The following is a 23,079-nucleotide window of genomic DNA, read 5'->3' on the forward strand; positions in this document are numbered from 1 at the left end:
CGCTGCCGGGGGACCTGGAGCGGGCCGCCGGCCTGCTGGGGGCGGCCCGCCGGGTCGTGGTGTTCACCGGCTCCGGCATCTCGGCGGAGAGCGGCGTGCCCACGTTCCGGGACGACCTGACCGGGCTGTGGGCCCGCTTCGACGCCGAGCGGCTGGCCACGCCGGAGGCCTTCGACGCCGACCCGGACCTGGTCTGGGGCTGGTACGAGTGGCGCCGCGCCCGGGCCCGCGCCGCCGAGCCCAACGCCGGTCACCGCGCCGTGGCGGCCGTCGAGGCGCGGCTGCCCGGCACCACCGTCGTCACCCAGAACGTCGACGACCTGCACGAGCGCGCCGGCAGCCGGGACCCGATCCACCTGCACGGCAGCCTCTTCGCGCCCCGGTGTACCGCACCGGCGGGCCATCCGGCCGCGTTCCCGGCGGGCGGGACGGAGCCGGACGAGGGCCGCCGCATCCCGCCGCCGCGCTGCGCCTCCTGCGGCGCGCCGGTCCGGCCGGGCGTGGTGTGGTTCGGCGAGGCGCTGCCCGTGGCGGCGTTCAGCGCGGCCGTGGACGCCGCGACGGCCTGCGACGTGCTGCTGAGCGTCGGCACGTCCGGCGTGGTGTACCCGGCCGCCGAGATCCCGCGGATCGCGGCCATCACGGGCGCCGCGGTCGTGCAGGTCAACCCGGAGCCGACGCCGATGGACGAGCTCTACGCGGCGAACCTGCGCGGCACCGCCGCCGCCGTCCTGCCGGCCCTGGTCGCGGCCGCGTGGCCGGGCGAGCGCGGGTGAGCGCGCCCGACCCGAGCGCGCGCCGCCTATCGTGCGAGCTGTTCGATATCGAGCCCGGCCTTCGAGCTATGGAGGAAGCATGGCGTACACATCGGGATCCTTCGACGTCCACGTGACCGGCCGCCGCGTGGTGGGCACCATCGTCGACGCGGTGCTGCTCGGGTGCCTCGGCGGCGTCGTCACACAGATTTTCGGCAGCGAGTCGACGGGGTCGGGCTTCAGCTACACGCGGCTGTCGACCGGCGGCAGCCTGCTGCTGTTCGTCGTCGCGGTGCTGTACTACACGCTGCTGGAGGGGCTCACCGGGCGTACCGTCGGCAAGCTCGTCACCGGCATCCGGGTGGTCGACCAGTCCACGGGCGCGGCGCCGGGCTTCGGCAAGGCGCTCGTCCGCACGTTGCTGCGCATCATCGACGGGCTGTTCGGGTACCTCATCGCGTTCATCGTCGTGCTCGCCTCGTCCCACCGCCGGCGGCTCGGTGACATGGCCGCCCGCACGCTGGTCGTCCGGGCCTGAACATTCGGGCCTGCCCGTTCGGCCGCGGCGATCACCCGATCGCCGCGGCCGCTCGCCGTCAGGGCAGTTCGGTCTGCCGGTAGCCGCGCGTGCCGCCGCCGGTGTGCACGAGCACGGTGAGGTGGTCGACCTCGCCGCCCTCCGGCCCCGGCCACCAGGCCGCCCACCAGCCCGCCTTGACGCTGGCCCGCACCACCCGGCCGTTGTCGAGGCGCACGTCGACGCCGGTGACGCCGGGCCCGACCAGGCCGACGATGTTCGACCACATGTGCTTACCGCTGCCGAGCGAGCTCATCGTCTCCAGCGTCACCGTGCCCGCCGCCACCGGCGGCAGCGGCCCGTCGCCGGCGAGCCCCATCGCGGCGAGCGCGTCGTCGCCGACGCTGAGGCACTCGACGACCGTGCCCGCCTTGCGCATGATGAGCAGGGTCGCCACCCCGCGCTGCTCCGCCAGGAGCACGTCGGCCGGCTGTACCGTCGCCGCGCTCCCACCGACGCCGTTGCGGGCGCACGCCCGGGCCTGCGGCAGGACCTGCTCGCCGGTCCGCGCGCTGGGCACCGCCGTCCACGCCGCCACGGCCCGCTCGGCGGTGCCCGGCAGCAGCGCCGGCACGAGCACGGCCGCCGCCGCTCCGGCGACCGCCGCCCCGCCCCCGACCAGCGCCCAGCGCCGCGCCGGCCGCCGCCGCGGCCCGGCGACGATCCGGTCGACGGCCGCCCGCGAGCGGATCCACTCCGCCTCGGACGGCTCCCGCCCGCGCGCCGGGTCGAGCACGGCCAGCCGGTCCAGTTCGTTCATGCTCGGGTCCACGACTGCTGCTCCTTGATCGGTTGTACGCGGGCGGGGGCGGGTCCGGCCGGCGCCGGGTCGAGGGCGGCGCGCAGCCGCTCGCGGGCCCGGGCCAGCCGCATGGCGAACGCGGTGCGCCGGATGCCCAGCACGGTGGCCGCCTGCTCGGCGCTCAGCCCGTCGAACGCGACGAGCGCGAGCGCCTCCCGGTCGGCCGCGCTCAGCGCCCGCCAGGCCCGGACCAGGTCGATCCGGGCCGCGGCCCCGGCGGCGTCGTCGCCGGCCGCGCCGGGCCCCTCGAGGACGGCCAGCCGGATGTCCAGCGCCCGCCGCCGCAGCCAGCCGCGCTGCCGGTTCGCCATCGTGTTGCGGGCCACCGCGAACAGCCACGGCCGGGCGTCGTCGGGCACGCTGCCGAAGCGCCGCCAAGCGGTCAGGAAGACCGCCGACACGACGTCCTCCGCCTCACCGGGCGGCACCCGGCGCTCGACGAACCGCAACAGGTCGGGGTACGTGTCGCGGTGCAGCGCGCGGAAGCGCTCCTCGGGCGCCCCGCCCACGCTCATGCGGGTACTCCTTCGTGATCCATGCCCCGTACCTGTCCGGCACCCCCCGACCTGTCACACCGTCGTCCCCGGCCACGCCGGGTGGTCAGCCGGCCTCGTGGAGCTCGATGACCGAGGCGGGGCAGCGGGTCGCGGCCTCGTGGGCCGGCTCATGCTGCTCCGGCGCCGGCCGCGGGTCGAGCAGGACGACCACGCCGTCGTCGTCGCGCTGGTCGAAGAGGTCCGGGGCGACCAGGGCGCAGACGCCCGAACCGATGCAGCGCTCCGTGTGGACCTCGATCCGCATCACGCGTCGCCCGCCGTCGCCGGGAGGATCGTGTCCCAGGTCACGGGGAGGGCGGCCGGGCCGAAGACCGCGGTGTCGACCTTGAAGCGGATGTCGTCGAACGGGACCGCGAGGCGCAGCGACGGGATGCGCCGCGCGACCGTGGCCAGGACGGTGGTCAGCTCCAGGCGGGCCAGCTGCTGGCCGACGCACTGGTGCGGGCCGTGGCCGAAGCCCAGGTGGGCGCCGGGCGCGCGGCCGATGTCGAGCCGGTCGCCGTCGGCGTGCAGGGCCTCGTCGCGGTTCGCCGACTGGAGCGCGACCACGACGTAGTCGCCGGGCTTGACCGGCTGGCCGGCGATCTCGGTGTCCTCGGTGACCTCGCGCAGCAGCCCGCCCCCGACGCCGAGGTAGCGGACCAGTTCCTCGGCCGTCGTCGCGGCCAGCTCCGGGTCGGCGCGGAGCCGGTCGAGCTCCTGCGGGTGCTCCAGCAGGGCCAGCAGCCCGTGGCTGATCATGCTGGCGGTGGTGTCGTACCCGGCCAGCAGCATGGCGGCGCTCATCCGGACCAGCTCCGTGTCGCTGAACGGCCGGTCGGTCCCGTCGCTGCGCACGATCATGCGGCTGATCACGTCCTCGCCCGGGTTCGCCCGGCGCGTCATCACCGTCCCGTAGAGGTACTCGAACAGCGGCCGGACCGCCGCGGCGACCTCGTCGGGGCTGGACGCGCCGGCGAACAGCGCCTCGGCCGCCCGCTGGAACAGCCCGCGGTCGGCCTCCGGCACGCTGAGCAGCTCGGCGATCACGGCGGTGGTCACCGGCCGGGCGAACCCCGCGTAGAGGTCGACCGGCGGCTCCGTCGCGGCCAGTTCGTCGAGCCGCCGGTCCACGATGGCCTGGACGAGCGGCCGCAGCTGCCCGATCCGCTTCATGTTGGACACCTCCGGCGCCATGTGCCGGCGGATCCGCAGGTGCTCGGCCCCGTCCATGCGCGGGAACTCGCCCTCGGCGACCGGCGCGGCCCCGCCGCCGAACCCCATCAGGATGTGCGCGGCCGTGCCGGGCCGGTTGCTGAACCGGCCGGGATCGCCGAGCACCTCGCGCACGTCGGCGTACCGGCTGACCAGCCACGCCTCCACGCCGGTCGGGCACGCCACCCGGGTCACGGGGTGTTCGGCGCGCAGCCGCTCGTACTCCGGCGGCGGCCCGAACGGGCAGCGCCGCCCCTCGGGCAGCGGCAGCGGCGGCAGTGCCTGGGCGTGGTGTTCACTGACGGACGTCATCACGTTCCCCCGGTGGTCGACTCCGATATCGCATCCATCCTTGTCGAACGACATGGGCAAACGCCAGCGCCGGGGCGGTACGGCTATGCTGGTGACGGCTGCCAGGAAGCCACCGGTCCGCGGAAATGGGCTCAGCCCACCTGGTGCGTGCGCGAGTGGCCCACACCTCCTTTCGGCCTGACCAGCGGACAGCAGGCAGACGAGAGGAGGCCCCTGTGCCGACCGTGTTTCTGCCCGACCGGCCCAACCTCGAGCACTTCCGCCGGCAGGCCCGCGAGCTGCAACGAGCCGTGCGCGCCGGCGAGCCCGCCGCCCTGGCCCGGGTGGCCCGGGTGGCCCGGCACAATCCCGGTGCCGGCGGTGGAGCCGCCGCGTTCGGGCTGGCGGGGGCGCAGTTCGTGGTCGCCCGCGAGTACGGTTTCACCAGCTGGCCGCGGCTGCGGCGCTACCTCGGCACCGTTGCCGAGCACGGCTGGGACAGTGCCGGGGCCGGCGCGCCGGCCGGGGAGCCGGCGGCCGAGTTCTGCCGGCTGGCCTGCCTGACCTACTCGGGCCAGGACGGTCCGCACCGCTGGGCGGACGCGCGGCGGCTGCTGGCCGAGCGGCCCGGGCTGACCGGCGACGACATCTGGGCCGCGTCGGCGGCGGGGCGCGTCGACGACGTGCGGCGGCTGCTGGCCGGGGACCCCGGGCTGGCCCGGGCCCGGGGCGGCCCGTTCCGCTGGCGGCCGCTGTGCTACCTCGCCTACTCGCGGGCCGGGGACGGGCCGGACGTGGTCGCCGTCGCCCGGCTGCTGCTGGAGGCCGGGGCCGACCCGAACGAGGGCTACCTGTTCAACGGGCTGCCCTACCCGTTCACCGCGCTGACCGGGCTGCTCGGCAACGGGGAGCAGGGGCCGGCCCGCCAGCCCCGCCACCGGCAGTGGCGGCCGCTGGCCCGGCTGCTGCTCGACGCCGGCGCCGACCCCAACGACGGGCAGGCGCTGTACAACACCATGTTCTCGCCCGCCAACGAGCACCTGGAGCTGCTTTTCGAGTACGGGCTGGGGCGGCGCGAGACCGGGCCGTGGCGGGCCCGGGTCGGGGAGCTGCTGCCGAGCCCGGCCGAGCTGCTGCGCGTCCAGCTGCGCTGGGCGGTCGAGCACGATCAGCGGGACCGGGTGCGGCTGCTGGCCGAGCACGGCGTCGACGTCGGCTCGCCGTTCGCCGGCGACGGGCCGCCGTGGGCGCCCGGCGACGGGCGGACCCCCGTCGAGCTGGCCCGGCTCTACGGCCACACCGGCATCGCCGAGGACCTCGCCGGGCGAGGCGTCCCCGAGCCGGCCGCCGATCCGGTCAGCGACCTGATCGCGGCCGCCTTCCGCGGCGACGCGGGCGCGGTCGGCGAGGTGCGCGCGGGGCACCCCGATGTGGTCGAGCGGGCGCGCCGGGCCCGGCCCGGCCTCGTCGTCTGGGCCGCCGCGAAGGCGCCCGGCGCCGTGGAGCTGCTGGCCGGGCTCGGCTTCGACGTCAACGCGCTCGGGCGGGCCGACGCGCCGGTCGAGCAGGAGTGGGAGACCGCCCTGCACCACAGCGCCGGGGCGGGCGACGTGGGGCTGACCCGGCGGCTGCTCGCCCTCGGGGCGGACCCGCACGCGCGGGACCGCCGGTTCGGCGCCACGCCGCTGGACTGGGCCCGGCACCTCGGCCAACCCGCCACCGCCGAACTGCTGGAGCCCTACAACCGGGAATAGACGCGGGCCAGCAGCAGGCGGCGCAGCGCGGCGGGGTCGCCGGCGAGGAGGTGGTTGGCGGTGGCGCGTTTGAGGTAGCGGTGGGCCCGGTGCTCCCAGGTGAAGCCGATGCCGCCGAGGAGCTGGATGGCCTCCTTCGTCACCGCGTAGGCGGCCTCGGTGGCGGCCAGCTTCGCCAGCGGGGCGGCGAGGGCGAACTCCGGGGTGCCGGCGACCCGCAGCGCGTAGCGGGCGGTGGAGGTGGCCTGTTCGAGCTGCACGTACAGGTCGGCGACGCGGTGGCGGAGGGCCTGGAAGGTGGCCAGGGGCACGCCGAACTGCTGGCGGGTGTGCAGGTGCTCGATGGTGAGGTCCAGGGCGGCCCGGGCGACGCCGACGGACTCGGCGGCCAGGGCGGCGTGCAGCAGGTCGCGGGCGCGGGCGGCGCCGCCCGGGGCGACCAGGCGGGCCGGGGTGCCGGACAGGTGCACGGTGGCCTGGCCGCGGGTGCCGTCCAGGGTGGGCGTGGAGCGGACCTCGGCCGCCCCGGTCGCGTAGAGGTCACCGCCGGCGTCGACGATGAGGACGTCGGCGGCGTCGCCGTCGAGGACGTGCTCGACCCGGCCGTGCAGGGCGGAGCCGGCGCGGGCGACCGGGCCGCCGAGGGCGACGGCGCCGATCGTGGTGCCGGCGGCCAGGGCGGGCAGGAGCTCGGCGGCGGCCGGCTGCGCCGGGTCCAGGGACAGGGCGGCGACCGTGGTGGACAGCAGCGGCGCGGCCAGCAGGGCGGCGCCCGCCTCCTCCAGGGCGATGCCGGCCTCGACCGGGCCGGCGCCGAAGCCGCCGTGCTCCTCGGGCACCGCCAGGGCGGTCAGGCCGAGTTCGCCGGTGAGCCGGGACCAGCTGTAGCCGGGGGAGGCGAGGAACTCGCGGACCGAGTCGCGCAGGGCGAGCTGTTCGGCGGAGAACTCCATTGGGGACACTCCTTAGCGCCGGGCGCGGCCCAGGAGGCGGTCGGCGATGATGTTGCGCTGGATCTCGTTGGAGCCGCCGTAGATGGTGTCGGCGCGGGTGAACAGGAACAGGCGCTGGGCGTCGCTCAGCTCGTACGGCGCGTCCCGCAGGACGGTCGCGGCCGGGCCGTCGACGGCCATCGCCAGCTCGCCCAGGGCCTGGTGCCAGCCGGCCCACAGCAGCTTGGCGACCGACGCGGCGGCCGGGTCCGGTTCGGTGGCCGACAGGGTGCGCAGCGCGTGGTGGCGCAGGCCCTGCAGGCCGGCCCAGGCGGCGACGATCCGGTCCGCGACGAGGGGATCGTCGAACGTACCGTTGGCGCGGGAACGCTCCACGATGGACTCCAGCTCCCGGGCGAAGCCGAGCTGCTGGCCGAGCGTGGCCACGCCCCGCTCGAAGGCGAGGGTGCTGGTGGCGACCCGCCAGCCGTCGCCGGGCACCCCGACCACGTGCCCGGCCGCGGTGACCGCGCCGTCGAAGAACACCTCGTTGAACTCCGAGGTGCCGGTGATCTGGACGATCGGGCGGACCTGCACGCCGGGCTGGTCCATCGGCATCAGCAGGTACGACAGGCCGTGCTTGCGCTGGCCCTCGCCGGTGCGGGCGAGCACGAAGCACCAGTCGGCGATGTGCGCCAGGGACGTCCAGACCTTCTGGCCGGTGATCCGCCATTCGCCGCCCTCGAGCACCGCGCGGGTCTGCACGCCGGCCAGGTCGGAGCCGGCGCCCGGCTCGGAGTACCCCTGGCACCACAGCTCCTCGGCCCGCGCGATCGGCGGCAGGAACCGTTGCCGCTGCTCCGGGGTGCCGTGCGCGATGAGGGTCGGCGCCAGCAGGTACTCGCCGATGTGGCTGAGCCGGCCCGGACCGCCGGCCCGGGCGTACTCCTCGAAGAAGGCGACCTGCTCGGGGATGCCGGCGCCGCGGCCGAACGGCTCCGGCCAGCCCAGGCCGATCCAGCCGGCGGCGCCGAGCTCGCGCTCCCAGCGGGCCCGCAGCTCGAGGTGCTCGTGCTCGCGGCCGGGCCCGCCGGTGCCGGCCAGCGGCGCGAACTCCCCGGTGAGGTGCTCGGCCAGCCACGACCGGACGTCGGCGCGGAAGTCGTCAAGCTCCATAGACGGCCGCCGGTTGCGGTGCGCGGGCGAGCAGGTCGCGCACCACCGGGCCGAGCTCGGCCGGGTCCCAGCGGCGGCCCGCGTCGACCGCCGGGCCGTGCTGCCAGCCGTCGGCGATGCCGACGCTGCCGCCGGAGACCTCGAAGACGCGGCCGGTGACGAAGCCCGACTCGGCCGAGGCGAGCCACACGACCAGGGGCGAGACGTTCTCCGGGGCCATCGCGTCGAAGCCGTGCTCCGGTGCGCGCATGTTGTCGGCGAAGACCTGTTCGGTCATCGCGGTACGCGCGCTGGGGGCGATCGCGTTGACCGTCACGCCGTAGCGGGCCAGCTCGACGGCCGCGATCTGGGTCAGCGTCGCCACGCCGGCCTTGGCGGCGCTGTAGTTGGACTGCCCGACGCTGCCCTGCAGCCCGGCGCCCGAGGTGGTGTTGACGACCCGGGCGTCGGCCGGGGTGCCGGCCTTGGCCAGGGCCTTCCAGTGCGCGGCGGCGTGGCGCAGCGGCGCGACGTGGCCCTTGAGGTTGACCCGGACCGCGGCGTCCCACTCGGCCTCGGACATGTTGACCAGCATCCGGTCGCGGGCCAGGCCGGCGTTGTTGACCAGGGCGTCGAGCCGGCCGGTTGCCGCGACCGCGCGCTCGACCAGCGCCCCGGCGAACTCCCAGTCGGCGATGTCGCCCGGCGCGGTGAGCACCTTGCCGCCGGCCGCGGCGCACTCGGCGGCGACGGCGTCCAGGCGGTCCGCGCCGAGATCGTTGAGCACCAGGTGGTGCCCGGTGGCGGCGAACGCCAGGGCGTGCGCCCGGCCGAGCCCCTGCCCGGCGCCGGTGACGATGACCGTTCTCATCATTTCGGCACTGTAGCAAACGCTTGCTTGGTTGGAGAAGCCTACTCGAAGGGCTCCACGAACCGGGGGCGCTGGCCCCCGCCGTCCACCAGCAGCGACGTGCCGGTCACGTAGCCGGCCAGGGGTGAGGCGAGCAGGAGGACGGCGTCGGCGACGTCCTCGGGCGTGGCCATCCGGCCCAGCGGGATGGTCCGGGCGATCGCGGCGAGGGTCGCCTCGTCGCCGTAGTGGGCCGCGTTCTCGTCGGTGCGCACCAGCCCGGCGGTCACCGCGTTCACCCGCACCCGGGGCGCCCACTCCAGCGCGAGGGCGCGGGTGAGCACCTCCAGGCCGCCCTTCGCCGCCGCGTAGGCCGCGGTGCCCGGTGCGGGGCGCAGCGAGGCGACGCTGCCGATGTTGACGATCAGCCCGCCGTCCGGCTGCTCCTGCATGACGGCGTTGGCGGCCTGGGCGACGAAGAACGGCGCGAGCAGGTTGAGCCGCACGATCGCGGTGACCAGGCCGGGCGACGCGGTCGCGGCCGGCGCCGGCGGCCCGCCGCCGGCGTTGTTCACCACCAGGTCGAGCCGGCCGAACTGCGCCGCCGCGGCGCGGACGAGGCCGGTCGCCTCCTCGGGCTCGCGCACGTCGGCCCGGCGGAACGCGACCCCGCCGGGCAGGTCGGCGGGCTCGCGGCGGCCGCAGGTCAGCACGCGGTAGCCGGCCCCGGCCAGCCGGGCCACGATGACCCGGCCGATGCCGCGGGTGCCCCCGGTGACCAGGGCGGCCGGCTCAGAGGCGCTCGATGATGGTGACATTGGCCGTACCCCCGCCCTCGCACATGGTCTGCAGACCGTAGCGGGCGCCGCGCGCCTCCAGTTCGTGCAGCAGCGTCGTCATGAGCCGGGCGCCGGTCGCGCCGAGCGGGTGGCCCAGCGCCACCGCGCCGCCGTTGACGTTGACCCGGTCCGGGTCGGCGCCGGTCTCGCGCAGCCAGGCCAGCACGACCGGTACGAACGCCTCGTTGATCTCGACGAGGTCGATGTCGGCGATGGTCAGCCCGGCCCGCTCCAGGGCCCGGGCGGTGGCCGGGATCGGGCCGGTGAGCATGTAGACCGGGTCGTCGGCGCCGACCGAGATGTGGTGGACGCGGGCCCGGGGGCGCAGCCCGTGCTCGCGCACCGCCCGCTCGGAGGCGACCAGCAGCGCCGCGGCGCCGTCGGAGATCTGGCTGGCCAGGGCCGCGGTGACCACCCCGCCGGGGGTGAGGGTGGGCAGGCCGGCCATCTTCTCCAGGGTGGTGTCCCGGCGGGGGCCCTCGTCGTGGGAGACGCCGGCGATCGGCTCGATCTCCCGGGCGAAGCGCCCGGCGTCGATCGCGGCCGCGGCCCGCCGGTGGCTCTGCAGGGCGTACCCCTCCATCTCGGACCGGCTCAGCGCCCACTTGGCGGTGATGAGCTCCGCCGCCCGGAACTGGCTGATCTCCTGCTCGCCGTAGCGGGCCTGCCACCCGGCGGAGCCGCGGAACGGGTCGTCGAAGCCGTACTGCCGGCCGGCCAGCATCGCCGCCGAGATCGGGATCGCGCTCATGTTCTGCACGCCGCCGGCCACCACGAGGTCCGCCGTGCCGGACAGCACCGCCTGGGCGGCGAAGTGCACCGCCTGCTGCGACGAGCCGCACTGCCGGTCCACGGTCACGCCCGGGACGTGCTCGGGCAGGCCGGCCGCGAGCCAGCTGGTGCGGGCGATGTTGCCGGCCTGCGGGCCGAGCGTGTCGACGCAGCCGAAGATCACGTCGTCGACCGCGGCGGGGTCGATGCCGCTGCGGCGGACCAGCGCGGTCAGCACGTGCGCGCCGAGGTCGGCCGGGTGAACGCCGGCCAGCCCGCCACCGCGCCGGCCGACCGGGGTGCGGACCGCCTCGACCAGGAATGCCTCCGTCATACCAGGACCTTACCAAGCGAGCGCTTGATTGGTAAGGTGCCCTCCATGGATGCCGTGATCGTCTCAGCCGTCCGATCGCCGATCGGCCGCGCCTACAAGGGCTCGCTCGCCGGGGTGCGGGCCGACGACCTGGCCGCCCAGGTGGTGGCCAAGGCCCTCGCGAAGGTGCCCGGACTCGACCCGGCCACCCTCGACGACCTCATCCTCGGCTGCGCGCAGCCGGCCGGCGAGCAGGGCCACAACCTCGGCCGCCAGGTCGCCCTGCAGCTCGGCCTGGACATGGTGCCCGGCACCACGGTCCAGCGCTACTGCGCCTCCTCGCTGCAGGCGATCCGGATGGCCTTCCACGCCATCCGGGCGGGGGAGGGCCACGCGTTCGTCGCCGCCGGCGCCGAGGTCGTCTCGCACTACCCGGCTGGCAAGGCCGACGGCATGCCGGGCACCCGCAACCCGATCTGGCCCGAGCGCTCCTCCACGCGGCCGTGGCGCGACCCGCGGGAGCGCGGGGAGCTGCCCGACGTGTACATCGCGATGGGCGACACCGCCGAGAACGTCGCCGACCTGTGCGGCATCACCCGCCGCGAGCAGGACGAGTTCGCCGTGCGCAGCCAGAACAACGCCGAGAAGGCGCAGGCCGACGGCTTCTGGGAGCTCGACATCACCCCGGTGACCCTGCCCGGCGGCGGCGAGCTGCGCCGCGACGACGGCCCGCGGGCGGGTGTGACGCTGGACAAGGTCAGCGCCCTCGCCCCGGTGTTCCGCCCCGACGGTACCGTCACCGCCGGCAACTGCTGCCCGCTCAACGACGGCGCGGCGGCGGTCGTGGTGATGAGCGCCGCCCGGGCCCGGGAGCTCGGCCTGACCCCGCTGGCCAGGATCGTCTCGACCGGCGTGTCGGCGCTCAGCCCGGAGATCATGGGCCTCGGCCCGGTCGAGGCGAGCCGCCGGGCCCTGGCCCACGCCGGGATGGCCGTCGGCGACGTCGACCTCATCGAGATCAACGAGGCCTTCGCGGCCCAGGTGATCCCGTCGGTGCGGCAGCTGGGCGCCGACCCGGAGCGGGTCAACGTGCACGGCGGCGCGATCGCCCTGGGTCACCCCTTCGGCATGACCGGCGCCCGGATCGCCACCACCCTGCTCAACGGCCTGGTGCACCGCGACGCGACGATCGGCCTGGAGACCATGTGCACGGCCGGCGGGCAGGGCATGGCGATGGTCGTCGAGCGGCTGTCATGAGGCTGCGCGGCGGCTCAGGCCGTCGAGGAACAGCGAGGTGCAGTCCTCGGCCAGCCGGGTGATCGGGTAGGCCGGCGTGGGCTTGAACCAGCGCACCGACAGCCAGACCGCGTCGCGCATCAGCCGGTAGAGGATCTTCGGGTCCAGGTCGTCGCGGATCACGCCCTGCTCGATGCCGGCCTCGATGACCTGCAGCCAGGTCGCCTGGACCTCCTTGCCGGCGTTGCGCAGGTAGCCGAACCGCTCGATCTGGGCCAGGTAGTTGACGTCGTTCTGGTAGATCTCGGTGGCGTGCGGGTGCGCCTCGACCACCTCCAGGGAGGCGACGATCAGGTCGTGCAGCCGCGCGCGCGGATCGGTGTCGGCGGCCATCACCCGCTTGTAGCGGGTCCGCAGGTCGTCGAGGTACGAGCTGACGATCTCGTCGACCATCGCCTCCTTCGACTCGAAGTGGTGATAGAGGCTCCCGGAGAGGATGCCGACCTCGTCGGCGATCTCGCGCACCGTGGTCGCCGCCACGCCCTTGTTGGCGAACAGCGCCGCGGCGCTGGCGAGGATCCGCTCGCGCCGGTCCCCAGATTCCCGCGCCATTCCGTGTCCTTTGCAGAGAAGGTGATGTATCCCGCCGACCCAAGCACGGAGTGTACTCACCCGGTGAAAAACCGAGTGTAGCGTAATCAAGCAAGCGCTTGGTACGGTCATGGAGCAAGTCAGCCTGGGAGTGAGGCGGCCAATACAGCGATGGCGAACAAGCAGATGTCCCCGGAAGATGTCGTGGCGCGGTTGCGCTCCGGCATGACCATCGGGATCGGCGGATGGGGGTCACGGCGCAAGCCGATGGCCCTGGTCCGGGCGATCCTGCGCTCCGACCTCACGGACCTCACCGTGGTGAGCTACGGCGGGCCGGACGTGGGTCTGCTGCTGGCCGCGAAGAAGGTCCGCCGCCTGGTGTACGGGTTCGTGTCGCTCGACTCGATCCCGCTCGAGCCGCACTTCCGGGCGGCCCGGCAGGCGGGCGCGGTCGAGGTGACCGAGTACGACGAGGGCATGCTGCGCTGGGGCCTCTACGCCGCCGCCTGCCGGCTGCCGTTCCTGCCCAGCCGGGTCGGGCTCGGCTCCGACGTGCTGCGGGTCAATCCGGACCTGCGCACCGTCGCCTCGCCCTACGGCGACGAGGAGCTGGTGGCCGTGCCGGCGCTGCACCTCGACGCGGCCCTGGTGCACCTCAACCGGGGCGACGTGCACGGCAACGCGCAGTACCTCGGGCCGGACCCGTACTTCGACGACCTGTTCTGCACCGCCGCCGAGCAGGCCTACGTCTCGGTCGAGCGGATCGTGCCCACCGCCGAGCTGACCCGCGCGGCGCCCGTGCAGACCCTGCTGCTGCAGCGCTGGATGGTGCACGGCGTGGTCGAGGCGCCCGGGGGCGCGCACTTCACGTCCTGCGCCCCCGACTACGGCCGGGACGAGGCGTTCCAGCGCGAGTACGCGCAGGCCGCCGCCGACCCGCAGCGCTGGGACGCCTTCTACGAGCGCTACCTGGCCGGCGACGAGGCCGCCTACCGCAGCGCGGTCGAGCGCCGGGAGGTCGCCGCATGAACGCCACCGCAACCCGGGCCGAGGTCTGCGTCGTCGCCTGCGCCGAGGCGTGGCGCGGCGACGGGGAGATCCTGGCCAGCCCCATCGGCATCGTGCCGAGCATCGGCGCCCGGCTGGCCCGCGCCACCTTCGAGCCCGACCTGCTGCTCTCCGACGGCGAGGCGCAGCTCGTGCAGGGCACCTGGGCGATCGGCGCCGACCCGCCGGTGATCGAGGGCTGGATCCCGTTCCGCGCCGTCTTCGACCTGCTCTACGCCGGCCGCCGGCACGTCATGATGGGCCCGAGCCAGATCGACCGCTACGGCAACGCCAACATCTCGGCCATCGGCGACTACGCCCGCCCGACCCGCCAGCTGCTCGGCGTGCGCGGCGCCCCCGGCAACACGGTCAACCACCCGACCAGCTACTGGGTGCCGCGGCACGGCCGGCGCGCGTTCGTGGCCGCGGTCGACATGGTCAGCGGCATCGGCTACGACCGGGCCGCGGCGGACCCCACGGCCGGGCGGTTCCACGAGCTGCGCCGGGTGGTCAGCAACCTCGGCGTCTTCGACTTCGCCACCGACGACCACCGGATGCGGATCGTGTCGGTCCATCCGGGCGTGACGGTCGCGGAGGTGCTCGACGCCACCGGTTTCGATCTGGTGGTACCGGCGGAGGTGCCCGAGACGCGCCTGCCGACCGTCGCCGAGCTGACCCTGATCCGCGAGGTGCTCGACCCCGCCGGCGCCCGCGACCGGGAGGTGTCGGCATGAGCGAGCGGAGCGAGCGAATCATGTTGCAGCGCGTGTCGTGCCTCATGGCGACGCCGAGCGCCAGCGAGGTGTCGGCATGAGCGAGCGGAGCGAGCGAATCATGTTGCAGCGCGTGTCGTGCCTCATGGCGACGCCGAGCGCCAGCGAGGTGTCGGCATGAGCGCGGCGGCGCTGCACACGCGGATCTGCGACATGTTCGGGGTGCGGTACCCGATCGTGCAGACCGGCATGGGCTGGGTCTCCGACGCCCGGCTGACCGCCGCCACCGCCAACGCCGGCGGGCTGGGCATCCTGGCCAGCGCCACGCTGTCCTACGACGAGCTGGCCCGGGCGATCGCCGACGTGCACGCCCGCACCGAGGCGCCGTTCGGGGTCAACCTGCGCGCCGACGCGCCCGACGCCGCCCGCCGGGCCGACCTGCTCATCAAGGAGCGCGTCCGGGTCGCCTCGTTCGCGCTGGCGCCCAAGCCGGAGCTGATCGACAAGCTCAAGTCGGCCGGGCTGGTCGTGGTGCCCTCGGTCGGCGCCCGCCGGCACGCCGAGAAGGTCGCCGGCTGGGGCGCCGACGCCGTCGTCGTGCAGGGCGGCGAGGGCGGCGGGCACACCGGGCCGGTGCCGACCTCGCTGCTGCTGCCGCAGGTCGCCGACGCCGTCGACATCCCGGTCATCGCGGCCGGCGGCTACCGCGACGGCCGGGGCCTGGTCGCCGCGCTCGCCTACGGCGCGGCCGGGATCGCCATGGGCACCCGGTTCCTGCTCACCACCGACAGCCCGATCGCCGAGGCGGTCAAGCGCCGCTACCTCGCCGCCACCGTCACCGACACGGTGGTCACCGAGGCGCTGGACGGCGTGCCGCAGCGGGTCCTGCGCACCCCGTTCGTCGACGCCATCGCCCGGCCCGCTCTGCCCGGGCGGCGCCTGGTGCGCGCGCTGGGCAACGCCCGGGCGTTCCGCAAGCTCTCCGGCCGGTCCTGGCTGTCGCTGCTGCGCGAGGGCCGGGCGATGCGCGGGCACGGGCTGCGCTACGACCAGGTGCTGCTCGCCGCCAACACCCCGATGCTGATCCGGGCCGCCATGGTCGAGGGCCGCCCCGACGCGGGCGTGATGGCCAGCGGGCAGGTCGCCGGGCTCATCGACGACCTGCCCAGCTGCGCCGAGCTGATCGAGCGGATCATGGCCGAGGCCGAGGCCGTGCTGGAACGGCTCGCCTGATGCCCGCCTACTCGATCGAGGGCGTCGTCCCGGTCGTGCACCCGACCGCCTTCGTGCACCCGACCGCGGTGCTCATCGGCGACGTCCACGTCGGCGCCGGCTGCTACGTCGGGCCGCTGGCCAGCCTGCGCGGCGACTTCGGCCGGATCGTGATGCTGGAGGGCGCCAACTTCCAGGACTCGTGCGTCTTCCACACCTTCCCCGGTACCACCGCCGTGCTCGGCCGCGACGGGCACGTCGGGCACGGCGCGATCCTGCACGGCTGCACCACCGGCACCGGCGTGCTGATCGGCATGAACGCCGTGGTCATGGACGGCGCCGAGATCGGCGACGGCGCGTTCGTCGGCGCGCACGCGTTCGTCAAGGCCGGGTTCGCCGTGCCGCCGCGCACCCTCGCCGCCGGCTCGCCGGCCCTGGTCGTGCGCGAGCTGACCGCGCAGGAGCTGGCCTGGAAGGCCAACGGGACCAGGGTGTACCAGGACCTCGCCCGCCGCAGCCGGGACTCGCTGCGCGAGGTGACGCCCGTGCCCGGGGCCGAGCCCGGCCGGCCGTCCCTGCCGACGTCGGCGGAGATGGCGGTACCGCTGGACACCGCCCGTACCATCGCAGCAAACAAGCGCTTGGTAGAGTGATCGCATGCTGACCAGGACCCCCGGACACGGGCTGCTGGCGGGCCGGACCGTGCTGGTCACCGCCGCCGCCGGCACCGGCATCGGCTTCGCCACCGCGCAGCGCTGCGCCGAGGAGGGCGCCACCGTCGCGATCAGCGACCGCCACGAGCGCCGCCTCGCCGAGGCCGCCGAGCGCCTCGGCGCCCTCGCCGTGCCGTGCGACGTCACCGACGAGGAGCAGGTCCAGCGCCTCTTCGCCACCGTCACCGAGCGGCTCGGCGGACTCGACGTGCTGGTCAACAACGCCGGCCTGGGCGGCACCGCGAACGTCGTCGACATGACCGACGAGCAGTGGAGCACCGTGCTCGACGTGACGCTCACCGGCACCTTCCGCTGCACCCGGGCGGCGCTGCGGCACATGATGCCGCGCGGCCGGGGCGTGGTGGTCAACAACGCCTCGGTCATCGGCTGGCGGGCACAGGAGGGGCAGGCGCACTACGCCGCGGCCAAGGCCGGGGTCATGGCGCTCACCCGGGTGTCGGCCATCGAGGCGGCCAAGGCCGGGGTGCGGGTCAACGCCGTGGCGCCCAGCCTCGCGATGCACCCGCACCTGGCCAAGGTCACCACCGACGAGCTGCTCACCGAGCTCGCCGCCCGCGAGGCCTTCGGCCGCCCGGCCGAGCCCTGGGAGGTGGCCAACGTGATCGTCTTCCTGGCCAGCGACTACAGCTCCTACATGACCGGCGAGGTCGTGTCCGTGAGCAGCCAGCACCCCTGAGGAATCCCATGGTTGACGACAGCGCCGCCGGCCGGACCGGCGAACCGTTCACCCTCGACGTCGAGCGCGGCAAGATCCGCGAGTTCGCCCGGGCCACCGGCTCGGCCAACCCCGACTACCTCACCGCCGACGCGCCGGTCATCCCGCCGACGTTTCTCACCACCGCCTTCTTCTGGCAGGACGGGCCCGCCGACCCGTGGGCGGCCGTGGCCATGGACCAGCACCAGGGCCTGCACGCCGAGCAGGAGTTCGTCTTCCACGGCCCGCCGCCGCGGGCCGGCACGCGGCTCGTCGGTCAGTCCCGGATCGAGTCGGTGACCCGCAAGGAGGGCCGCTCCGGGCCCCTGGCCTTCGCGGTCATGGTCACCGAGTTCCGCGACGAGGCCGGCCGGCTCGTCGCCACCGCCCGGATGACGGGGGTGGAGACCGGATGAGCGCCCTGGTCGTCGGCCCGCTCACGCGCACCGACCTGGTCCGCTACCAGGGCGCGTCGGGCGACTTCAACCCGATCCACCACGACGAGGGCTTCGCCCGCGAGTCCGGCCTGGACGCCCCGCTGTCGCTGGGCATGCTGCAGGCCGGGTTCCTCGCCACCTGGGCCACCGACCGCTACGGCGCGCCGAATGTGCGGTCCTTCCGGGTCCGCTTCGCCGCCCGGGTCTTCCCCGGCGACACCCTCACCTGCGACGGTAGCGTGGTCGCCCGGCGCACCGGCGACGGCGGCGAGGCGCTGCTGGACCTGGAGATGACCTGCACCAGACAGGACGGCACGGTGGCCGTGTACGGCTGGGCCAGCTTCGCGGAGGACGTTGCATGATTGACGTTGTGATCGACGAGCGCGGCGTCGCCGAGATCGTCATGAACAACCCGCCGGTCAACGCGCTGCCGGTGCGGGGCTGGTTCGACCTCGCCGAGGCGCTGCGCGCGGCCGGCGCCGACCCCGCCGTGCGGGCCGTCGTGCTGCGCGCCGAGGGCCGCGGCTTCAACGCCGGCGTCGACATCAAGGAGCTGCAGGCGGCCCGGGACTTCGGCGCGCTGGTCGGGGTCAACCGGGGCTGCGCCGCCGCGTTCGCCGCCGTCTACGACTGCCCGGTGCCGGTCGTCGCCGCCGTGCAGGGTTTCTGCCTCGGCGGCGGGATCGGCCTGTGCGGCAACGCCGACGTCATCGTCGCCGCCGACGACGCCACCTTCGGGCTGCCCGAGGTCGACCGGGGCGCGCTCGGCGCCGCCACCCACCTGTCCCGGCTCGTGCCGCAGCACAAGATGCGGGCCATGATGTACACCTCGGCCACCGCGACCGCCGCCGAGCTGCACGCCTACGGCTCCGTGCTGCGCGTCGTGCCCCGCGCCGAGCTGCGCGGCGCCGCCCTCGCCGTGGCGCACGACATCGCCGCCAAGGACCCGGCCGTCATCCGGGCCGCGAAGGAGTCCCTCAACGGCATCGACCCGTGGGACCCCAAGCGCAGCTACCGCTACGAGCAGGGGTACACCTTCGAGCTCAACCTCACCGGCGTCGCCGACCGGGTCCGAGACGACTTCGGCCGGTGACCCGCCCATGACCGGCGTCGACCTCACCGACACCCCCGCCGAGGCCGCCTTCCGCGCCGAGGCCCGGGCGTGGCTGCGGGCCAATGTCCCGGCCACCCCGCTGCCCTCCGGCGACACCCGGGAGGGCTTCGCCGCCCACCTCGACTGGGAGCGGCGCCTCCACGCGGCCCGCTGGGCGGTCGTGTCGTGGCCGCGGGAGTACGGCGGGCGCGGCGCCTCCCTGTGGGAGTGGCTGATCTTCGAGGAGGAGTACTACGCCGCCGGGGCGCCGCAGCGGGTCACCCAGAACGGCATCTTCCTGCTCGCCCCGACGCTGTTCGAGTTCGGTACCGCCGAGCAGCGCGACACCCTGCTGCCCCGGATGGCGGCCGCGCAGGACCTGTGGTGCCAGGGCTGGTCCGAGCCCGGCGCCGGCAGCGACCTGGCCGCGATCGCCAGCCGCGCGGTCCGCGACACCGGCGGCGACGGCTGGCGGCTCTCCGGTCAGAAGACGTGGACCACCCGCGGCGCGTTCTGCACCCACCTGTTCGGGCTGTTCCGCACCGACCCGGATGCGCACCGGCACCGCGGCCTCACGTACTTCCTCGTCCCGCTCGACACCCCCGGCGTCACCGTGCGCGGCTTCGGCCGGCTCGACGGCGACGAGGGCTTCGCCGAGGTCTTCTTCGACGACGTCCACGTGCCGGACACCGCCGTCCTGGGCGGCGTCAACGAGGGCTGGCGGGTCGCGATGGCCACCACCGGCTCCGAGCGCGGCCTGACCCTGCGCTCGCCGGGCCGGTTCCTGCACACCGCCGAGCGGCTCATCGCCCTCGCCGTCGCCCGGCGGGACCGGCTGCGCCCGGCCACCCGCGAGCGGGTCACCCGCGCCTGGCTGCGCGCCCGCGCGTACCGCCACTTCACCCTGCACCAGGTGACCGGCCTGGTCGAGGGGCGCCCGCCCGGGGCCCGGGCCAGCCTCAACAAGCTGTACTGGTCGCAGCTGGACATCGACCTGCACGAGGTCGCCCTCGAGCTGCTCGGCGCCGAGGCGATCCTGGACACGCCGTGGACCCGCGGCTTCCTGTTCTCCCTGGCCGGGCCGATCTACGCCGGCACCAACGAGATCCAGCGCAACATCGTCGCCGAGCGGGTGCTCGGCCTGCCCAGGGCCTGAGAGGGGGCTCCGCCGTGCGCTTCGCCCCGACCGACGAGCAGCTGGCGCTGGCCGACGCCGTCCGCGCGCCGCTCGCCGCCGCCGACTGGGACGCCCTGGCCGGCATGGGCGTCTTCGGCGCGCTCGTGCCCGCCGGCCGCGGCGGCCTCGGGCTGGCCGAGACCGACCTGGCCGGGGTCCTCGAGGCGGCCGGGTATGCCGCCGTCGCCCTGCCGTTCTCGGCCACCGCGTTCGTCGCCGCCCCGCTGCTGGCTCTGGCCGGCGACCCGCGCGCCGCCGACGTCGCCGCCGGCCGGTCCCGGGTCGCCCTCGCCGGGCCGCGCGGCCTGGCCCCGTTCGGCGGCCACGCCGACTGGATCCTGCACCTCGACGGCGGCGTCGCCCGGCTCGGCGCGGCGGCCGGCGGGCCCGAGGCCACCGTCGACGCCACGCTCGACGCGGTCGCGTCCACCGGCGCCGAGGTCATCACCGACGACCCCGGGCTCGTCGGCGTGGCCCGGCTGCGGGCCGGGCTGGCCCTCGCCGCCGAGCTGGTCGGGCTCGGCCGCCGGATGCTCGACCTCACGGTGGGGTACGTCACGCAGCGCCGCCAGTTCGGCGCGCCGGTCGGCAGCTTCCAGGCGGTCAAGCACCACCTCGCCGACGCCGCGCTCGGCCTGGAGTTCGCCGCCCCCGAGGTGCTCGCCGCCGCCTGGGCCGTCGAGCACGGCACGGACGAGCGGCGGGCCGTCGACGCCGCGGTGGTGCTCGCCGCCGACGCCGCGCACGACGCCTCCCGGGCCGCGATCCAGTGCCACGGCGCCATCGGCTACACCGTCGAGTACGAGCTGCACCGCTACGCCAAGCGGGCCTGGGCGCTGGTCGCGCTCGCGGACACCGGCGCCCGCCTGGACCGCCTCGCCGCATCCCTCGGCCTAGGAATCGGAGACCTGCCATGAGCGACGACGACGTGGTGCTCTACCGCACCGAGGGGCCGGTCGCGGTCGTGACGATGCACCGCCCGCAGTACCGCAACGCCCAGAACTCGGCCATGACCTACGCCCTGGACGAGGCGTTCTACCGCGCCGCGGACGACGACGAGGTCAAGGTCGTCGTGCTGGCCGGGTCCGGCGAGCACTTCTCCGCCGGCCACGACATCGGCACCCCCGGCCGGGACATCGACACGACGTTCCCGCGCCGGGCCGGGCTGTGGTGGGACCACGTCGGCAAGCCCGGCGCGGAGAGCCGCTACGCCCGCGAGTCCGAGGTGTACCTCGGCATGTGCCGCCGCTGGCGGGAGCTGCCCAAGCCGACCATCGCCATGGTGCAGGGCGCCTGCGTCGCCGGCGGGCTGATGCTCGCCTGGTGCTGCGACCTGGTTGTCGCCGCCGACGACGCGTTCTTCGCCGACCCGGTGGTGCGCATGGGCATCCCCGGCGTCGAGTACTTCGCCCACCCCTGGGTGATGGGCCCCCGCTACGCCAAGGAGTTCCTGTTCCTCGGCGAGCGGGTGCCGGCCGGGCGCGCCCTCGCCCTGGGCATGGTGAACCGGGTCGTGCCGCGCGCCGACCTGGAATCCGCCACGATGGACATCGCCCGCCGGATCTCGGCCATGCCCCGCCTCGGCCTCGCCCTGACCAAGAAGGCGGTCAACCAGGCCGAGGACCTGATGGGCCTGCGCGCCGGCATGGACTCGGTGTTCGGCCTGCACCACGTCGCCCACGCCCACAACGCCGAGGTCGGCGCCGACTCCCTGGCCGGCCACGACGCCCGCTCCATGCGCGACGCCCAGCGCTAGCGCCTGTATCAAAGTCAGTCACAGCCATTCGTTGATCGCGGCGATGTACACCGCGGCTTCGTAGCCCCCCAGCCCGCCTCGCCGGCCGCGCGCGGCGCTGGTGGCCCCTGCGACCGGTGCGGCGCGCGGGAGGTGCGGCGTTTTGCGTTTTGCTTCCGCGATCATGCATTGGGGGCGTCCACTGGCTGGGATCCTCATGATCGTGGAGTGATAGTGCCGCTCCTGGTACATCATCGCTCCACGATCATGGAGATCCCGCCATTCGGGACGCTCCTCGGCATGATCGCGGAGAGAAAGCGCCGCCGGGGGCCCCTCGCGGTTCTTGGTCGTTCGGCCAACGACCGCCGGACTCTGGGGCCCGTTCGCCTTGAGCGGTCCGTTCCCCCTCGGGCGGTCCGCTCGCTTCGGCCGGTTCGCTTGCTTCGGCCGGCGCCGAGGGCGTCCTCGTGCATGCATCCGGCGGCTCCTGGCTCTTGGCGCCGCGGGCCTGGCAGGGCCGGGGCGCCCGTTCAGGGCAGGCCCGGCCCGGTGTCTGGCGGGAGCAACGGTCTTCAGGTGACGCGGCCCGAGTCAGGAAAAAGGCATTTTATCGGGCGGTCCGTGCTGAAGCGGCGGCGAAACTCGCGGCGAACGGCCGCGCCGACGGTTCGCTGAACCCGGTGCTGTGGGAAGGCTGAGCGCGAACTGCCCGACCCAGCGGACCGGACCGGCCGTTAAGGTGATCCACCCGCCCGCCGCCGCTGGTGATCATTAGCCCGGCGCGCACGCCGCCGCCCGTCGGGAGGGGCCATGGACACCAACCGCGCCGTCGCGTGGGTCTGCTGCAGTCTGCTGTGCCTGTTGCCGGTGGTCGCGGTCGTCCTCGCCCTGATGCGGCGCGGCCAGGGGACGCGGTCGCCGTCCGGGCCGATGAACACCGGCGGAAACCAGGGCTGGACGCCGCCGGCCGCCCCGGCCCACGTCCCGTGCCCGACGTGCAACGCCACCGGCAGCGTGCCGTGCAGCTGCGGCAACGGCCTCGTCTACGAGAACGGCCAGCCGCGCAACCACCACCTGTGCGGCGGCAGTGGCAAGATCAAGTGCATGATGTGCCTCGGTGCCGGCTACCGCTCGATGTGACCCCGGCCGGTCGGCCGGGGCCACCCGGGAGCCGTGTTACTCGACCCAGAGCTCGTAGAGGCCCGGCCCGGTCGCGCCGGACGGGACGACCGTCACGCAGTAGTAGTACGTCCACTGGCCTTGCTGCTTGCCGTAGTAGCCGACGCCGAGGCACTGGTCGCCCCAGTTGTAGACACCCTGCTTGTGGTACGCCTGAGCGGAGGCCTGCGCGGCCGTGCCGAGCCCGACCGAGCCGACGACAATGGCGGCGGTCAATGCCAGTCCAGTGACGAGACGCTTCATGTAGGAAAGTTAACTATTACGTCCGTCGATCCGCAAGCCCCCTGCCCGACGAGCCCGCGCTCCCATGCTCAGGCGGCGATCTCGATTCGGTTGCGGGCGCCGGCTTGGGCCGGACGGCGCCGAGGCGGGTCTTGACCGTGCCGAGCGAGATGAAGCGCCGCAGTGTCGCCGCGTCACGTCTGTGGCCGGCGGTGATCG

The 23,079-nt window shown here is 74.9% G+C and carries 28 protein-coding genes; 16 read left to right on the forward strand and 12 right to left on the reverse strand.

Translation table 11 applies throughout. The features are described 5' to 3' along the window. Window positions 1–2 precede the first annotated feature (2 nt). Together ACQPXD_RS27265 and ACQPXD_RS27270 are read left to right on the forward strand one after the other, a co-directional pair. On the forward strand, window positions 3–776 hold the full coding sequence (locus ACQPXD_RS27265; protein ID WP_432843968.1) for an SIR2 family NAD-dependent protein deacylase: 774 nt from the start codon (window positions 3–5) through the stop codon (window positions 774–776). Between the two features lie 79 nt (window positions 777–855). After that, window positions 856–1,293, forward strand: coding sequence for an RDD family protein (locus tag ACQPXD_RS27270; RefSeq protein ID WP_432843423.1), 438 nt, complete (start codon window positions 856–858; stop codon window positions 1,291–1,293). 58 nt (window positions 1,294–1,351) lie between these two features. On the opposite strand, the gene ACQPXD_RS27275 is transcribed toward ACQPXD_RS27270, so the two are convergent. The 4 genes from ACQPXD_RS27275 to ACQPXD_RS27290 all read right to left on the reverse strand — a co-directional run bounded on the left by ACQPXD_RS27275 (window position 1,352) and on the right by ACQPXD_RS27290 (window position 4,197). Beyond that, the gene (locus tag ACQPXD_RS27275) at window positions 1,352–2,104 is read right to left on the reverse strand and encodes a hypothetical protein (protein ID WP_432843425.1); all 753 of its coding nucleotides are present in this window, start codon (window positions 2,102–2,104) and stop codon (window positions 1,352–1,354) included. Next, entirely contained in the window at window positions 2,089–2,649 is a 561-nt protein-coding gene (locus ACQPXD_RS27280) for an RNA polymerase sigma factor (protein ID WP_432843427.1), read from the reverse strand. Before ACQPXD_RS27280 ends, ACQPXD_RS27275 begins: the two co-directional genes overlap by 16 nt. 85 nt (window positions 2,650–2,734) lie before the next feature. Beyond that, window positions 2,735–2,935 carry a ferredoxin gene (locus ACQPXD_RS27285; RefSeq protein WP_432843429.1) on the reverse strand — a complete coding sequence of 67 codons (201 nt, stop codon included), beginning with the start codon at window positions 2,933–2,935 and terminating at the stop codon, window positions 2,735–2,737. Next, a complete protein-coding gene (locus ACQPXD_RS27290; protein ID WP_432843431.1) occupies window positions 2,935–4,197 on the reverse strand; it encodes a cytochrome P450 in 1,263 nt (420 codons plus the stop codon). Before ACQPXD_RS27290 ends, ACQPXD_RS27285 begins: the two co-directional genes overlap by 1 nt. Before the next feature lie 215 nt (window positions 4,198–4,412). Between ACQPXD_RS27290 and ACQPXD_RS27295 the strand changes: the two genes are divergently transcribed. Next, complete coding sequence (locus ACQPXD_RS27295) at window positions 4,413–5,930, forward strand: hypothetical protein (RefSeq protein ID WP_432843433.1); 1,518 nt, start codon at window positions 4,413–4,415, stop codon at window positions 5,928–5,930. On the opposite strand, the gene ACQPXD_RS27300 is transcribed toward ACQPXD_RS27295, so the two are convergent. The 5 genes from ACQPXD_RS27300 to ACQPXD_RS27320 are packed head-to-tail and all read right to left on the reverse strand — an operon-like array spanning window position 5,915 to window position 10,811. Next, the gene (locus ACQPXD_RS27300) at window positions 5,915–6,883 is read right to left on the reverse strand and encodes an acyl-CoA dehydrogenase family protein (protein WP_432843435.1); all 969 of its coding nucleotides are present in this window, start codon (window positions 6,881–6,883) and stop codon (window positions 5,915–5,917) included. The two genes, ACQPXD_RS27295 and ACQPXD_RS27300, sit on opposite strands and share 16 nt — an antisense overlap. A gap of 12 nt (window positions 6,884–6,895) precedes the next feature. Next, entirely contained in the window at window positions 6,896–8,038 is a 1,143-nt protein-coding gene (locus ACQPXD_RS27305; RefSeq protein ID WP_432843437.1) for an acyl-CoA dehydrogenase family protein, read from the reverse strand. Then, window positions 8,028–8,891: an SDR family oxidoreductase gene (locus ACQPXD_RS27310; protein WP_432843439.1), complete on the reverse strand. Its 864-nt coding sequence runs from the start codon at window positions 8,889–8,891 to the stop codon at window positions 8,028–8,030. Before ACQPXD_RS27310 ends, ACQPXD_RS27305 begins: the two co-directional genes overlap by 11 nt. 38 nt (window positions 8,892–8,929) lie before the next feature. Next, a complete protein-coding gene (locus tag ACQPXD_RS27315) occupies window positions 8,930–9,685 on the reverse strand; it encodes an SDR family oxidoreductase (protein ID WP_432843441.1) in 756 nt (251 codons plus the stop codon). Next, a complete protein-coding gene (locus ACQPXD_RS27320) occupies window positions 9,660–10,811 on the reverse strand; it encodes an acetyl-CoA C-acetyltransferase (protein WP_432843443.1) in 1,152 nt (383 codons plus the stop codon). The genes ACQPXD_RS27315 and ACQPXD_RS27320 overlap by 26 nt, the downstream gene beginning before the upstream one ends. A 45-nt stretch (window positions 10,812–10,856) precedes the next feature. Here ACQPXD_RS27320 and ACQPXD_RS27325 point away from each other — a divergent pair, with 45 nt between their 5' ends. Further along, window positions 10,857–12,047: an acetyl-CoA C-acetyltransferase gene (locus tag ACQPXD_RS27325; protein ID WP_432843445.1), complete on the forward strand. Its 1,191-nt coding sequence runs from the start codon at window positions 10,857–10,859 to the stop codon at window positions 12,045–12,047. Here ACQPXD_RS27325 and ACQPXD_RS27330 read toward each other — a convergent pair. After that, a complete protein-coding gene (locus ACQPXD_RS27330) occupies window positions 12,042–12,638 on the reverse strand; it encodes a TetR/AcrR family transcriptional regulator (RefSeq protein WP_432843447.1) in 597 nt (198 codons plus the stop codon). The two genes, ACQPXD_RS27325 and ACQPXD_RS27330, sit on opposite strands and share 6 nt — an antisense overlap. 150 nt (window positions 12,639–12,788) lie before the next feature. Between ACQPXD_RS27330 and ACQPXD_RS27335 the strand changes: the two genes are divergently transcribed. From ACQPXD_RS27335 to ACQPXD_RS27385, 11 genes are all read left to right on the forward strand, one after another. Further along, entirely contained in the window at window positions 12,789–13,646 is an 858-nt protein-coding gene (locus tag ACQPXD_RS27335; RefSeq protein ID WP_432843449.1) for a CoA transferase subunit A, read from the forward strand. Further along, window positions 13,643–14,398, forward strand: coding sequence for a CoA-transferase subunit beta (locus tag ACQPXD_RS27340; protein WP_432843451.1), 756 nt, complete (start codon window positions 13,643–13,645; stop codon window positions 14,396–14,398). Before ACQPXD_RS27335 ends, ACQPXD_RS27340 begins: the two co-directional genes overlap by 4 nt. A 156-nt stretch (window positions 14,399–14,554) precedes the next feature. Next, complete coding sequence (locus ACQPXD_RS27345; RefSeq protein ID WP_432843453.1) at window positions 14,555–15,610, forward strand: NAD(P)H-dependent flavin oxidoreductase; 1,056 nt, start codon at window positions 14,555–14,557, stop codon at window positions 15,608–15,610. Beyond that, window positions 15,610–16,242, forward strand: a complete 633-nt coding sequence (locus tag ACQPXD_RS27350; RefSeq protein ID WP_432843455.1) for a hypothetical protein — start codon at window positions 15,610–15,612, stop codon at window positions 16,240–16,242. The genes ACQPXD_RS27345 and ACQPXD_RS27350 overlap by 1 nt, the downstream gene beginning before the upstream one ends. Window positions 16,243–16,246: 4 nt before the next feature. Then, a complete protein-coding gene (locus tag ACQPXD_RS27355) occupies window positions 16,247–16,999 on the forward strand; it encodes an SDR family oxidoreductase (protein WP_432843457.1) in 753 nt (250 codons plus the stop codon). 8 nt (window positions 17,000–17,007) lie between these two features. Next, window positions 17,008–17,433 (forward strand): FAS1-like dehydratase domain-containing protein, encoded by a 426-nt coding sequence (locus ACQPXD_RS27360; RefSeq protein ID WP_432843459.1) that lies wholly within the window; start codon window positions 17,008–17,010, stop codon window positions 17,431–17,433. Beyond that, complete coding sequence (locus ACQPXD_RS27365; protein ID WP_432843461.1) at window positions 17,430–17,816, forward strand: MaoC/PaaZ C-terminal domain-containing protein; 387 nt, start codon at window positions 17,430–17,432, stop codon at window positions 17,814–17,816. Before ACQPXD_RS27360 ends, ACQPXD_RS27365 begins: the two co-directional genes overlap by 4 nt. Continuing rightward, window positions 17,813–18,547 (forward strand): enoyl-CoA hydratase family protein, encoded by a 735-nt coding sequence (locus ACQPXD_RS27370; RefSeq protein ID WP_432843463.1) that lies wholly within the window; start codon window positions 17,813–17,815, stop codon window positions 18,545–18,547. The genes ACQPXD_RS27365 and ACQPXD_RS27370 overlap by 4 nt, the downstream gene beginning before the upstream one ends. A 7-nt stretch (window positions 18,548–18,554) precedes the next feature. After that, window positions 18,555–19,703 carry an acyl-CoA dehydrogenase family protein gene (locus tag ACQPXD_RS27375; protein ID WP_432843465.1) on the forward strand — a complete coding sequence of 383 codons (1,149 nt, stop codon included), beginning with the start codon at window positions 18,555–18,557 and terminating at the stop codon, window positions 19,701–19,703. Between the two features lie 14 nt (window positions 19,704–19,717). Then, window positions 19,718–20,641, forward strand: a complete 924-nt coding sequence (locus ACQPXD_RS27380; RefSeq protein WP_432843467.1) for an acyl-CoA dehydrogenase family protein — start codon at window positions 19,718–19,720, stop codon at window positions 20,639–20,641. Next, entirely contained in the window at window positions 20,638–21,480 is an 843-nt protein-coding gene (locus tag ACQPXD_RS27385; protein ID WP_432843469.1) for an enoyl-CoA hydratase, read from the forward strand. The genes ACQPXD_RS27380 and ACQPXD_RS27385 overlap by 4 nt, the downstream gene beginning before the upstream one ends. An 18-nt stretch (window positions 21,481–21,498) precedes the next feature. Here ACQPXD_RS27385 and ACQPXD_RS27390 read toward each other — a convergent pair whose 3' ends face one another. Beyond that, entirely contained in the window at window positions 21,499–21,714 is a 216-nt protein-coding gene (locus ACQPXD_RS27390) for a hypothetical protein (RefSeq protein ID WP_432843471.1), read from the reverse strand. 555 nt (window positions 21,715–22,269) lie between these two features. Between ACQPXD_RS27390 and ACQPXD_RS27395 the strand changes: the two genes are divergently transcribed. Then, complete coding sequence (locus tag ACQPXD_RS27395; protein ID WP_432843473.1) at window positions 22,270–22,599, forward strand: hypothetical protein; 330 nt, start codon at window positions 22,270–22,272, stop codon at window positions 22,597–22,599. Between the two features lie 36 nt (window positions 22,600–22,635). On the opposite strand, the gene ACQPXD_RS27400 is transcribed toward ACQPXD_RS27395, so the two are convergent. Continuing rightward, window positions 22,636–22,881 carry a hypothetical protein gene (locus ACQPXD_RS27400; protein WP_432843475.1) on the reverse strand — a complete coding sequence of 82 codons (246 nt, stop codon included), beginning with the start codon at window positions 22,879–22,881 and terminating at the stop codon, window positions 22,636–22,638. Window positions 22,882–23,079 lie beyond the last annotated feature (198 nt).

Origin of the sequence: Dactylosporangium sp. CA-092794, from assembly GCF_050948465.1 — a bacterium.
In the GTDB taxonomy this organism is placed as follows: domain Bacteria; phylum Actinomycetota; class Actinomycetes; order Mycobacteriales; family Micromonosporaceae; genus Dactylosporangium.